Below are 11,660 nucleotides of genomic sequence, written 5' to 3'. Positions count from 1 at the left end.
GTTAGATCACCTCAGCTGTACCGCCAGCAGCTTCAACAGCTTCTTTCGCAGAAGCAGAGAATTTATTGGCTTTTACAGTTAATTTTTTCTCTAATTTACCGTTGCCAAGAATCTTTACTCCTGCATTAAGTTTGCTAATAACACCAGTCTCTAGAAGAAGTTCAGGAGTGACTTCCGTTCCTTCTGCAAAACCGTTCAATTTGTCTAGGTTGACTACAGCGTATTCCTTGCGGTTGATGTTAGTGAAACCGCGTTTAGGAAGACGTTGGAATAAAGGCATTTGTCCCCCCTCGAATCCAGGGCGTACACCGCCGCCAGAACGAGCGTTTTGACCTTTGTGACCTTTACCAGCTGTTTTACCGTTGCCAGAACCAATACCACGACCTACGCGATTACGCGTTTTGCGTGAACCTTCTGAAGGTTTTAATTCATGAAGTTTCATTAGGACACCTCCTTATCCGATCAAATATTTTTATTGTTCTTTAACAGAAACTAAATGAGATACTTTATTAATCATACCACGGATCGCAGCGTTGTCTTCATGAACAACAGTTTGGTTTGTTTTCTTTAAACCAAGTGTTCTTACAGTAACGCGTTGGTCTTCCGGGCGACCGATTACACTTCGTTTGAGGGTAATTTCTAATTTAGCCATTAATGTTCCCTCCTTATCCTAACAGTTCTTCTACAGATTTTCCACGAAGCTTCGCAACGTCTTCAGCACGTTTAAGCTCACTTAAACCTTGAAGTGTTGCACGAATCATGTTGATCGGTGTGTTAGAACCTAAAGACTTAGAAAGGATATCAGCTACACCAGCTAGCTCAAGTACCGCACGTACAGGGCCTCCAGCGATAACTCCAGTACCTTCAGAAGCAGGTTTTAACAAGATGTTACCTGCACCGAAACGTCCGATGATTTCGTGTGGAATTGTAGTTCCAACCATTGGTACTTCAATCAAATTCTTTTTCGCATCTTCAACAGCTTTGCGGATCGCTTCTGGTACTTCTTGTGCTTTACCAGTACCGAATCCTACGTGTCCGTTTTTGTCACCGACAACGACTAGAGCTGCGAAGCGGAAACGACGACCACCTTTAACAACTTTCGCTACGCGGTTAACCGTAACTAAGCGTTCTTCTAACTCTAATTTGCTTGGGTCAATACGACGCATAATCATGTGTCCCTCCTTCTTTTATTAAAATTTAAGTCCAGCTTCACGAGCGGCATCAGCCAAAGCTTTTACACGTCCATGGTATAAGTATCCGCCACGGTCAAATACTACGTCAGAAATGCCTTTTTCAGCAGCGCGTTTTGCAACTAATTCTCCAACTTTAGTAGCAGCAGAAGTATCTCCAGTGCTTTCAACGTTCAAGTCTTTATCGAGAGTAGATGCACTAGCAAGTGTTACACCATTTACATCATCGATGATTTGAGCGTAAATGTGCTTGTTAGAACGGAAAACGTTCAGGCGCGGTCTTTCAGCAGTACCGGAAAGTTTAGCGCGAACACGAGCGTGTCTTTTAAGACGAGCAGCATTTTTGCTAGTTTTCGTAATCATCTAGGTCACTCCTTTCTTCACTTTAAGCGATCTTACTTAGCAGATTTACCTTCTTTACGGCGAACAACTTCACCTTCGTAGCGGATTCCTTTACCTTTGTAAGGCTCTGGAGAACGTACAGCGCGGATGTTAGCAGCAATAGCTCCTACGCGTTCTTTGTCTGTACCTTTTACAACTACTTTTGTTTGAGAAGGAACTTCGATTTCGATGCCTTCTTCAGGAACGATCTCAACAGGATGAGAGTATCCAACGTTTAAAACAAGTTTATTTCCGGATTTAGAAGCACGGTAACCGACACCGACTAATTCCAAACCTCTTTCAAATCCTTTAGATACACCTTCAACCATGTTGCCAAGCAGACTGCGAGTCGTACCATGCAGGGCACGGTGCTCTTTTTGATCAGAAGGACGAGTGACTGTAAGCACATTGTCCTCTACTTTAATCTCCATATCAGGGTGAAACGTACGAGTTAATTCTCCTTTTGGTCCTTTCACAGCTACAGTGTTGTTATCATTTAACGTTACTGTAACATCAGAAGGAATCTCAAGTAGCTTCTTACCTACACGAGACATACCAAACACCTCCATTCATGTTAAACTTCTTACCAAACGTATGCTAGAACTTCTCCACCAGCTTGTTTTGCACGGGCTTCTTTGTCCGTTAAAACACCTTGTGATGTAGAAATAATCGCGATTCCAAGACCGTTAAGTACGCGAGGTACTTCATTAGATTTAGCATAAACACGCAAACCAGGCTTGCTGATTCTTTTAAGACCAGTGATAACGCGCTCGTTGTTTTGTCCGTATTTCAAGAAAACGCGGATGATACCTTGTTTGCTGTCTTCTACGAACTCAACGTCACGAATGAAACCTTCACGCTTTAAAATTTCAGCAATTTCTCTTTTCAATTTAGAAGCAGGAATTTCAAGCTTCTCATGACGTACCATGTTTGCATTGCGAATACGAGTTAGCATATCTGCAATTGGATCTGTCATAACCATTATATAATTACCTCCTTCCCTTTCTTGGGGATTACCAGCTGGCTTTTTTCACGCCAGGAATTTGTCCTTTATATGCAAGCTCACGGAAACAAATACGGCAAAGTTTAAATTTACGAATGACTGAATGCGGACGTCCGCAGCGTTCACAGCGTGTGTACTCTTGTACTTTAAACTTTGGTGTACGTTGTTGTTTCGCAATCATAGACTTTTTAGCCACGATTTCGCCTCCCTTTCATTGATTATTTCTGGAACGGCATACCTACTTGAGTTAATAGCTCACGAGCTTCTTCGTCAGTATTAGCAGTTGTTACGATAACGATGTCCATTCCGCGAACCTTTGTTACTTTATCGTAGTCAATTTCAGGGAAGATTAACTGTTCTTTGATACCAAGTGTGTAGTTACCGCGACCGTCGAAAGATTTTTTAGAAACCCCGCGGAAGTCACGTACACGCGGTAAAGATACAGAAATAAGTTTATCAAGGAAATCATACATGCGCTCTCCGCGAAGAGTTACTTTCGCACCGATAGGCATTCCCTCACGAAGACGGAATCCAGCAATTGATTTCTTCGCACGAGTAACGACAGGTTTTTGACCTGCGATAAACGTTAATTCCTCAACAGCACTGTCGATTGCTTTGGCGTTTTGAACAGCGTCACCAACACCCATGTTGATTACGATTTTTTCGATTTTAGGCACTTGCATGACTGAATCATAGTTGAACTTAGTCATTAAAGCAGGTGCAATTTCTTTATTGTACTTTTCTTTAAGGCGGTTCATGAGATAGACCTCCCTTCCTTTTAATACTATTTATCTAGAACTTGCCCAGATTTTTTTGCTACACGAACTTTTTTGCCATCTTCCACTTTGTATCCTACGCGAGTCACTTCACCTGTTTTAGGATCGAGCGGCATAACGTTTGATACATGAATTGGCGCCTCTTGATTAGAAATACCGCCTTGAGGGTTAGCTTGAGTTGGTTTAGAGTGTTTCTTTACCATGTTAACACCTTCAACTAAAACGCGGTCCTTTTTAGGGAAAGCAGCAAGGATTGTTCCTTGTTTGCCTTTATCTTTACCAGAGATAACCATAACTTTATCGCCTTTTTTTACATGCATCCTGATCGCACCTCCTTGAGTAAGGCATTTATTTCAATTAGATAACTTCTGGAGCTAGAGAAACAATTTTCATAAAGTTGTTTTCACGCAATTCACGAGCAACTGGTCCGAAGATACGAGTTCCGCGTGGGCTCTTGTCGTCACGGATGATAACACATGCATTCTCATCGAAGCTGATGTATGAACCGTCACTTCTGCGCGCTCCGCTTTTAGTGCGAACGATAACAGCTTTTACGACTTCACCTTTTTTGACAACGCCTCCTGGTGTTGCTTGTTTAACCGTGCAAACAATTACATCACCAATGTTAGCTGTTTTACGTCCAGAACCACCAAGAACTTTAATAGTAAGTACTTCACGTGCGCCAGAGTTGTCAGCTACTTTTAAACGAGTCTCTTGTTGAATCATTATTTGTTACCTCCCTTCGGAAAAAGAATTCCGAACTTTATTAGATAATAACAGCTTCTTCGACAACTTCAACTAGACGGAAACGCTTAGTTGCAGACAATGGACGAGTTTCCATGATCTTAACGATGTCACCGATTTTAGCTTGATTATTTTCATCATGTGCTTTGAATTTTTTTGAGTATTTTACGCGTTTACCGTAAAGTGTATGTTTTTTGTATGTCTCAACAACAACAGTAATGGTTTTATCCATTTTGTCAGAAACAACACGGCCTTGGTAAACTTTGCGTTGGTTACGTTCGCTCATGCTCACGACCTCCCCTCAGTGATTATTTATTAGCAGCAATTTCTCTTTCACGAATCACAGTTTTCATGCGCGCGATAGCTTTGCGCACTTCACGAATGCGAGCAGTATTTTCAAGTTGTCCTGTCGCTAATTGAAAGCGAAGATTGAAAAGTTCTTCTTTAAGAGACTTTACTTTTTGTTCAATTTCAGCAGTGGTAAGGTCACGAATTTCATTAGCTTTCATTTGATTCACCACCAATTTCTTCACGTTTTACGAACTTCGTTTTAATTGGCAATTTGTGAGATGCAAGGCGAAGCGCTTCACGAGCAACCTCTTCAGACACACCAGAAATTTCAAATAAAACTTTGCCCGGTTTTACAACAGCTACCCAACCTTCTGGAGCCCCTTTACCGGATCCCATACGTACCTCAAGTGGTTTAGCAGTGTAAGGTTTAGAAGGGAAAATTTTGATCCAAACTTTACCGCCACGTTTCATGTAACGAGTCATCGCAATACGTGCAGCTTCGATTTGACGGTTAGTAATCCAAGAAGCTTCTAGAGCTTGGATACCGAATTCTCCGAAATGTACTTCAGTACCGCCTTTCGCACGGCCACGCATTTTTCCGCGATGCTCTCTGCGATATTTAACGCGTTTTGGTAATAACATATTATTTTCCTCCTTCCTCATTTTTCTTCTTAGTAGGAAGAACCTCTCCACGATAGATCCAGACTTTTACACCAAGCTTACCGTAAGTAGTATCAGCTTCAGATGTTGCATAGTCAATGTCCGCACGTAATGTGTGCAATGGAACAGTTCCTTCACTGTAGTATTCAGAACGAGCGATATCTGCACCGCCAAGACGACCAGAAACCATTGTTTTCACACCTTGTGCTCCAGCACGCATAGTACGTTGGATTTGTTGTTTCTGCGCACGGCGGAAAGAAACACGGTTTTCTAATTGACGAGCGATGTTGTCAGCAACTAGCTGTGCATCAAGATCTGCTCTTTTGATTTCAAGAATGTTAATGTGTACACGCTTGCCAGTAAGGCTGTTAAGGGCTTTGCGAAGTGCTTCGACTTCAGAACCGCCTTTACCGATAACCATACCAGGCTTAGCTGTGTGGATCGTAATGTTAACGCGGTTTGCTGCACGCTCGATTTCTACTTTAGAAACAGAAGCGTCAGAAAGGCGTTTGCTAATGTATTCACGAATTTTTAAATCTTCGTGCAGGAAGTCAGCGTAATCTTTACCAGCGTACCACTTAGATTCCCAATCACGAATGACTCCGATACGAAGACCGACTGGATTTACCTTTTGACCCACTACTTATCCCTCCTTCTTTTCTGATACAACGATTGTAATGTGGCTCGTACGTTTGTTGATTTGGCTCGCACGTCCCATAGCACGTGGGCGGAATCTTTTTAACGTAGGGCCTTCGTCAACGAATGCTTGAGAAATAACCAGGTTGTTAGCGTCCATTTCATAGTTATGCTCAGCATTTGCAATAGCGGATTTTAATACTTTCTCGATAATTGGAGAAGCAGCTCTTGGTGTAAGGTTCAAGATTGATACTGCCTCACCTACTTGCTTGCCTCGAATCAGGTCCATTACTAGACGTGCTTTACGAGGAGCAATACGGACTGTTCTTGCAACAGCTTTAGCTTGCATTTAAAAGCCTCCTCTCTTAGCGTCTTGTTTTTTTGTCATCACTAGCATGACCTTTGTACGTACGAGTTGGAGCGAATTCACCCAACTTGTGCCCTACCATATCTTCAGAGATGAATACAGGCACGTGTTTACGTCCGTCATAGACTGCGATTGTGTGACCAATAAACTGTGGGAAAATAGTAGAACGACGAGACCAAGTTTTTACGACTTGTTTCTTGTCTGTTTCATTTAATTTCTCGATTTTAGTCATCAAGTGTCCATCGACAAATGGTCCTTTTTTTAAGCTGCGAGCCATTTTGGAACCTCCCTTCGTGATTGCACTACGGTCCGAAAAGAACCGTAGACAACCCCGTTATTTATTTTTACGACGACGTACGATAAATTTATCGGATTTGTTCTTTTTCTTACGAGTCTTGAATCCAAGAGTTGGTTTGCCCCATGGAGACATTGGTGATTTACGTCCGATTGGCGCACGTCCTTCACCACCACCGTGTGGGTGATCGTTAGGGTTCATTACAGAACCACGAACTGTAGGACGGATGCCTTTCCAGCGAGAACGTCCAGCTTTACCAATGTTGATAAGTTCGTGCTGTTCGTTACCTACTTGACCGATAGAAGCACGGCAAGCAGAAAGGATCATGCGAACTTCACCAGAGTTAAGACGTACAAGAACGTATTTACCTTCTTTACCAAGAACCTGAGCAGATGTACCAGCTGAACGTACAAGCTGTCCGCCTTTACCAGGTTTTAATTCAATGTTATGCACAACTGTACCAACAGGGATGTTGATAAGTGGAAGTGCATTACCTACTTTAATGTCAGCTTCAGGACCTGACATGATTTCAGTACCTACTTGAATTCCTTTAGGAGCAAGAATGTAACGTTTTTCTCCGTCTGCATAGTTGATTAGAGCGATGTTAGCTGAACGGTTTGGATCGTATTCAACTGTAGCAACGCGTCCAGGTATACCATCTTTATCGCGTTTGAAGTCGATAACACGGTATTGGCGTTTATGTCCGCCACCTTGGTGACGTACAGTCAATTTACCTTGGTTGTTACGTCCGCCTTTTTTGTGAAGGGGAGCAAGCAAGGATTTTTCCGGCTTGTCAGTCGTGATTTCAGCAAAATCTGAAGTTGTCATGCCACGACGTCCATTAGAGGTCGGTTTATACTTTTTAATCGCCATTTTGAATTTCCCTCCTTCTTTTTACAGATAATTAAGCTTCAAAAATTTCGATTTCTTTGCTGTCTGCAGTAAGTTTTACGATCGCTTTTCTGCGACGGCTAGTCATACCAGTGTAGCGTCCAACACGTTTTGATTTGCCTTTGTAGTTCATGATGTTGACTTTGTCAACTTTCACTCCAAAGATGCTTTCAACCGCGTCTTTCACTTCTGTTTTGTTAGCTCTTACATCAACTTCAAAAGTATATTTTTTTTCAGTCATTAAATCGGCAGAACGTTCAGTAATGACGGGGCGCTTTAGAACATCACGAGGATCTTTCATTATGCAAGCACCTCCTCTACTTTTTCAACCGCTGCTTTTGTAATCAGAAGCTTCTCGTGGTTGACAACGTCTAAAACGTTGATTCCGTTAGCTTCAACAACAGTAACTCCAGGAATGTTACGAGCAGATAAAGCTACTGCTTCGTTTGCATCCGCAGTTACGATTAAAGCTTTTTTCTCAACAGATAATCCTTTAAGGATAGCTGCCATTTCTTTTGTTTTAGCCGTATCAAGAGTAAGATCTTCAAGAACGATGATGTTGTTGTCGTTCACTTTAGAAGACAATACTGATTTGATTGCCAAGCGGCGAACTTTTTTAGGTAATTTATAAGAATAGCTGCGTGGTGTTGGGCCGAATACGACACCACCTCCGCGCCATTGCGGTGAACGGATTGAACCTTGACGGGCACGTCCAGTACCTTTTTGACGCCATGGTTTACGACCTCCGCCGCGTACTTCAGAACGATTTTTTACTTTGTGAGTTCCTTGACGTAAGGAAGCTCTTTGCATAAGAATAGCGTCGAATACAACACTCTCATTTGGTTCGATACCAAATACAGAAGCGTTTAATTCGATGTCACCAGCAGTAGAACCGTTTTGGTTGTATAATGCTACTTTTGGCATAATCAATTTCCTCCTTTCCTAAGAGAATTATTTAGATTTAACAGCACTTTTAACAGTGATTAAAGATTTCTTCGCACCAGGTACGTTACCTTTGATCAAAAGAAGATTGCGTTCTGCATCAACTTTTACGATTTCAAGGTTTTGAACAGTGATTTGCTCTCCGCCCATACGTCCAGGTAATAATTTACCTTTGAATACACGGTTAGGATCTACAGGTCCCATTGAACCAGGACGACGGTGGTAGCGTGAACCGTGAGACATAGGTCCGCGAGATTGTCCGTGGCGCTTGATTGCACCTTGGAAACCTTTACCTTTAGATACTCCTGTTACATCTACGATTTCTCCAGCAGAGAAAATTTCAACCTTGACTTCCTGACCAACTTCATACGCATCCATTTCCACTCCGCGTAATTCTTTAACGAAGCGCTTAGGAGCAGTTTCCGCTTTTGCAACGTGCCCTTTTTCAGGTTTGTTAGAAAGCTTTTCACGCTTGTCGTCAAAACCAAGCTGGATTGCTTCGTAACCGTCGTTTTCAGCTGTTTTCTTTTGAAGAACAACGTTTGGAGCAGCCTCGATAACAGTTACCGGAATAAGATCACCATTCTCAGCGAATACTTGCGTCATACCAATTTTTCTTCCTAAGATTCCTTTGGTCATTCGTCACACCTCCTATTAAGATCATTCTATATTTTAGAATTAAAGTTTAATTTCGATATCGACACCAGATGGTAAGTCTAATCGCATAAGAGCATCAACAGTTTGTGGTGTTGGGTTCACAATGTCGATTAAACGTTTATGTGTACGCATTTCAAATTGCTCACGAGAATCTTTGTATTTGTGCACCGCACGAAGGATTGTGTAAACTGATTTTTCAGTTGGCAACGGAATCGGACCAGATACGCTGGCACCAGAACGTTTTGCCGTTTCAACAATCTTCTCTGCAGATTGATCAAGGATTCTATGATCATATGCTTTCAAACGAATACGAATTTTTTGTTTTGCCATTATTTTCCCTCCTTTTCGCCTACATCACGTTAGACAGTTCTCCGTGAGAAAAACCTGAACACCTTGCCATGGCAAAGCGGCCGGGTGTGTCAGCAACCTCTCACTTCATCGCAGTCAAAGACCAACATACACCATTATACAGAAAATAGGCGCATGTTGCAAGACTTATTTAAAATATGCATGGTTTGCACACTTTTTTTATTATACAGGGGTTTTTCTTATTTATCAAGGATCTATCATAAATGGTGTCGTGCATGTCGACTTAATGTGTTCGCGAATAATGCCGGCTCCTCAATATGCGGGGTGTGAGCTGAGTTCTCAAATTGAAACCAGCGCTTTTCGGGTGCCTCAAGCACTTGATAATACTGTTTCGATATTTCAGCAGGAACAATTAAGTCATGTTTCCCTGAAATGAAAACACACGGTACTTTAATAGAAGGAACTGATGTAAAAGCATTAAACCGGTACAACTCACCAGTTAAATGTTTTTTACTGAAGCGCAATCCATTTAGGAAGCTGTGCATGTTCCGCACTCCATACTCATTGCCAGTAAGCATTTGAAATAATACAGCTAGAGATTGACGATGACGGCGAGTGAAGCCTCCCCTGCTTAGCTCGACACAAAACCGATAGATAAGGTGCTGGATATCCTGCTTCCAAGGCGGGGCACCAATGAAACGTGTGAGGAAAGATAATAAACTGGCTTTTTTTGATTCAGAAATTTCACGAATATGTTGATAAGCAGTTGATTCTTCATCGTGAGGGTTAACAACCTGGCTGATTCCATAATACGCGTAAAATAAATCAGGACACTGCTGCAGCACATGAAGCGCCAGTATTGACCCCCAAGAATGACCGGCTAGGTAAAGTTTTGATTTTGAAAAATGAGCTAAAAGCCATTGAGTGACTTGGATTGTATCTTTAATGAAGTGATTTATTGTCATAGAGTGATGCGAAATTCGCTTAGAATAAGAAAGCCCCGATCCTCTCTGATCCCAATGAACTACTGTAAAATACTGTTCCAGCTCTTTTTGATAATGTCTAACATATCCGATTTGCGGCGTTCCCGGCCCGCCATGTAAAAAAAGCAGCAATGGATTTTTCACGTCAACTCCATTAATCATCAGCATTTGCTTTGTATTTCCAATGCTTAGTTCTTTCATGATTGCGATTGATTTCTTTTCAGGAATCATAAATATTAACCCCTCGAATATGATAGATCCTATTATACAAGAAAAAGATAAGCAAACAAAAAACGAGACCCACAGGGGTCTCGTTTAAAACCATACTATTACTCAGTGATTGTAGAAACAACGCCTGAACCAACAGTACGTCCGCCTTCACGAATAGAGAAACGAGTTCCTTCTTCGATAGCGATTGTAGAAATAAGTTCAACGTTCATTTCAGTGTTATCTCCAGGCATAACCATTTCTACGCCTTCTGGAAGATGGATGATACCAGTTACGTCAGTTGTACGGAAGTAGAACTGAGGACGGTAGTTAGAGAAGAATGGAGTATGACGTCCACCCTCTTCTTTAGAAAGAACGTAAACTTCAGCTTTGAATTTGCTGTGTGGAGTGATTGTACCTGGTTTAGCAAGTACTTGACCACGTTGGATTTCTTCACGAGATACACCGCGAAGAAGGGCACCAATGTTGTCACCAGCTTCAGCGTAATCAAGAAGCTTACGGAACATTTCAACACCTGTAACAGTTGTTTTCTTGTTCTCTTCTTGAAGACCGATGATTTCAACTTCGTCACCGACTTTAACTTGTCCGCGTTCTACACGGCCAGTAGCAACTGTACCACGACCAGTGATTGAGAATACGTCCTCAACTGGCATCATGAATGGTTTTTCAGTGTCGCGTTCTGGAGTTGGGATGTACTCATCAACCGCATCCATAAGTTCGAAGATTTTAGCTTCCCACTCAGCGTCTCCTTCAAGAGCTTTAAGAGCAGAACCTTTAACAACTGGTACATCATCACCAGGGAAGTCGTATTCGCTAAGAAGATCGCGAACTTCCATTTCAACTAGTTCAAGAAGCTCTTCGTCGTCTACCATGTCGCATTTGTTTAAGAATACAACGATGTATGGTACACCAACGTTTTTAGAAAGAAGGATGTGCTCACGAGTTTGTGGCATTGGGCCATCAGCAGCAGATACTACAAGGATAGCTCCGTCCATTTGCGCAGCACCAGTGATCATGTTTTTAACATAGTCAGCGTGTCCTGGGCAGTCAACGTGTGCATAGTGACGAGTTTCAGTTTCGTACTCAACGTGTGCAGTAGAGATTGTGATACCGCGCTCGCGTTCTTCTGGAGCACCATCAATTTGATCGTACGCCATAGCTGTACCTTTACCAGATTTCTTATGAAGTACTGTTGTGATAGCAGCAGTTAAAGTTGTTTTACCATGGTCAACGTGTCCAATTGTACCAATATTGGCATGTGATTTGGAACGGTCGAATTTTTCTTTAGCCATTCTAAAATCCTCCTT

23 protein-coding genes are annotated in these 11,660 nt (G+C 42.1%); all 23 read right to left on the bottom strand.

Annotated features, from left to right (window positions below; genetic code table 11):
- Position 1: 1 nt before the first annotated feature.
- Positions 2-442 (bottom strand): 50S ribosomal protein L15, encoded by a 441-nt coding sequence (gene rplO, locus NST79_RS00820; protein ID WP_003225819.1) that lies wholly within the window; start codon positions 440-442, stop codon positions 2-4.
- Between the two features lie 30 nt (positions 443-472).
- The gene (gene rpmD, locus NST79_RS00815; RefSeq protein WP_003156497.1) at positions 473-652 is read right to left on the bottom strand and encodes a 50S ribosomal protein L30; all 180 of its coding nucleotides are present in this window, start codon (positions 650-652) and stop codon (positions 473-475) included.
- A 13-nt stretch (positions 653-665) separates the two neighbouring features.
- Positions 666-1,166, bottom strand: a complete 501-nt coding sequence (gene rpsE, locus NST79_RS00810; protein ID WP_003328273.1) for a 30S ribosomal protein S5 — start codon at positions 1,164-1,166, stop codon at positions 666-668.
- Positions 1,167-1,190: 24 nt separating this feature from the next.
- Positions 1,191-1,553 (bottom strand): 50S ribosomal protein L18, encoded by a 363-nt coding sequence (gene rplR / locus NST79_RS00805; protein WP_003225816.1) that lies wholly within the window; start codon positions 1,551-1,553, stop codon positions 1,191-1,193.
- A gap of 32 nt (positions 1,554-1,585) precedes the next feature.
- On the bottom strand, positions 1,586-2,125 hold the full coding sequence (gene rplF, locus NST79_RS00800; RefSeq protein ID WP_003241996.1) for a 50S ribosomal protein L6: 540 nt from the start codon (positions 2,123-2,125) through the stop codon (positions 1,586-1,588).
- A gap of 29 nt (positions 2,126-2,154) precedes the next feature.
- Positions 2,155-2,553 carry a 30S ribosomal protein S8 gene (gene rpsH / locus NST79_RS00795; RefSeq protein WP_003241998.1) on the bottom strand — a complete coding sequence of 133 codons (399 nt, stop codon included), beginning with the start codon at positions 2,551-2,553 and terminating at the stop codon, positions 2,155-2,157.
- A 31-nt stretch (positions 2,554-2,584) separates the two neighbouring features.
- On the bottom strand, positions 2,585-2,770 hold the full coding sequence (gene rpsN, locus NST79_RS00790) for a 30S ribosomal protein S14 (RefSeq protein ID WP_003156488.1): 186 nt from the start codon (positions 2,768-2,770) through the stop codon (positions 2,585-2,587).
- Positions 2,771-2,792: 22 nt separating this feature from the next.
- A complete protein-coding gene (gene rplE, locus NST79_RS00785; RefSeq protein WP_003225809.1) occupies positions 2,793-3,332 on the bottom strand; it encodes a 50S ribosomal protein L5 in 540 nt (179 codons plus the stop codon).
- Between the two features lie 26 nt (positions 3,333-3,358).
- Positions 3,359-3,670 (bottom strand): 50S ribosomal protein L24, encoded by a 312-nt coding sequence (rplX, locus tag NST79_RS00780; protein ID WP_003156486.1) that lies wholly within the window; start codon positions 3,668-3,670, stop codon positions 3,359-3,361.
- A gap of 37 nt (positions 3,671-3,707) precedes the next feature.
- A complete protein-coding gene (gene rplN / locus NST79_RS00775) occupies positions 3,708-4,076 on the bottom strand; it encodes a 50S ribosomal protein L14 (RefSeq protein ID WP_003225805.1) in 369 nt (122 codons plus the stop codon).
- Between the two features lie 40 nt (positions 4,077-4,116).
- The gene (rpsQ, locus tag NST79_RS00770) at positions 4,117-4,380 is read right to left on the bottom strand and encodes a 30S ribosomal protein S17 (protein WP_003225804.1); all 264 of its coding nucleotides are present in this window, start codon (positions 4,378-4,380) and stop codon (positions 4,117-4,119) included.
- A gap of 22 nt (positions 4,381-4,402) precedes the next feature.
- A complete protein-coding gene (rpmC, locus tag NST79_RS00765; RefSeq protein ID WP_003156482.1) occupies positions 4,403-4,603 on the bottom strand; it encodes a 50S ribosomal protein L29 in 201 nt (66 codons plus the stop codon).
- On the bottom strand, positions 4,593-5,027 hold the full coding sequence (gene rplP, locus NST79_RS00760; RefSeq protein WP_003225801.1) for a 50S ribosomal protein L16: 435 nt from the start codon (positions 5,025-5,027) through the stop codon (positions 4,593-4,595). Before rplP ends, rpmC begins: the two co-directional genes overlap by 11 nt.
- A gap of 1 nt (position 5,028) precedes the next feature.
- Positions 5,029-5,685 (bottom strand): 30S ribosomal protein S3, encoded by a 657-nt coding sequence (rpsC, locus tag NST79_RS00755; RefSeq protein ID WP_003235068.1) that lies wholly within the window; start codon positions 5,683-5,685, stop codon positions 5,029-5,031.
- A gap of 3 nt (positions 5,686-5,688) precedes the next feature.
- The gene (rplV, locus tag NST79_RS00750; RefSeq protein ID WP_003156475.1) at positions 5,689-6,030 is read right to left on the bottom strand and encodes a 50S ribosomal protein L22; all 342 of its coding nucleotides are present in this window, start codon (positions 6,028-6,030) and stop codon (positions 5,689-5,691) included.
- Positions 6,031-6,046: 16 nt separating this feature from the next.
- A complete protein-coding gene (gene rpsS / locus NST79_RS00745; RefSeq protein WP_003156472.1) occupies positions 6,047-6,325 on the bottom strand; it encodes a 30S ribosomal protein S19 in 279 nt (92 codons plus the stop codon).
- Between the two features lie 57 nt (positions 6,326-6,382).
- The gene (gene rplB, locus NST79_RS00740; protein ID WP_003225795.1) at positions 6,383-7,216 is read right to left on the bottom strand and encodes a 50S ribosomal protein L2; all 834 of its coding nucleotides are present in this window, start codon (positions 7,214-7,216) and stop codon (positions 6,383-6,385) included.
- 31 nt (positions 7,217-7,247) lie between these two features.
- Positions 7,248-7,535, bottom strand: coding sequence for a 50S ribosomal protein L23 (rplW, locus tag NST79_RS00735; protein ID WP_003156467.1), 288 nt, complete (start codon positions 7,533-7,535; stop codon positions 7,248-7,250).
- Positions 7,535-8,158 (bottom strand): 50S ribosomal protein L4, encoded by a 624-nt coding sequence (gene rplD, locus NST79_RS00730; RefSeq protein ID WP_003225792.1) that lies wholly within the window; start codon positions 8,156-8,158, stop codon positions 7,535-7,537. Before rplD ends, rplW begins: the two co-directional genes overlap by 1 nt.
- A gap of 27 nt (positions 8,159-8,185) precedes the next feature.
- The gene (rplC, locus tag NST79_RS00725) at positions 8,186-8,815 is read right to left on the bottom strand and encodes a 50S ribosomal protein L3 (RefSeq protein WP_004399671.1); all 630 of its coding nucleotides are present in this window, start codon (positions 8,813-8,815) and stop codon (positions 8,186-8,188) included.
- A 39-nt stretch (positions 8,816-8,854) separates the two neighbouring features.
- A complete protein-coding gene (gene rpsJ / locus NST79_RS00720; RefSeq protein WP_003156464.1) occupies positions 8,855-9,163 on the bottom strand; it encodes a 30S ribosomal protein S10 in 309 nt (102 codons plus the stop codon).
- 236 nt (positions 9,164-9,399) lie between these two features.
- Entirely contained in the window at positions 9,400-10,356 is a 957-nt protein-coding gene (locus NST79_RS00715) for an alpha/beta hydrolase (protein ID WP_212059410.1), read from the bottom strand.
- 98 nt (positions 10,357-10,454) lie between these two features.
- The gene (tuf, locus tag NST79_RS00710; RefSeq protein ID WP_003235058.1) at positions 10,455-11,645 is read right to left on the bottom strand and encodes an elongation factor Tu; all 1,191 of its coding nucleotides are present in this window, start codon (positions 11,643-11,645) and stop codon (positions 10,455-10,457) included.
- Positions 11,646-11,660: the final 15 nt, after the last annotated feature.

This window comes from Bacillus sp. PS196 (assembly GCF_037963555.1).
In the GTDB taxonomy this organism is placed as follows: domain Bacteria; phylum Bacillota; class Bacilli; order Bacillales; family Bacillaceae; genus Bacillus; species Bacillus subtilis.
This window is presented reverse-complemented; position numbering and strand designations above follow the sequence as displayed.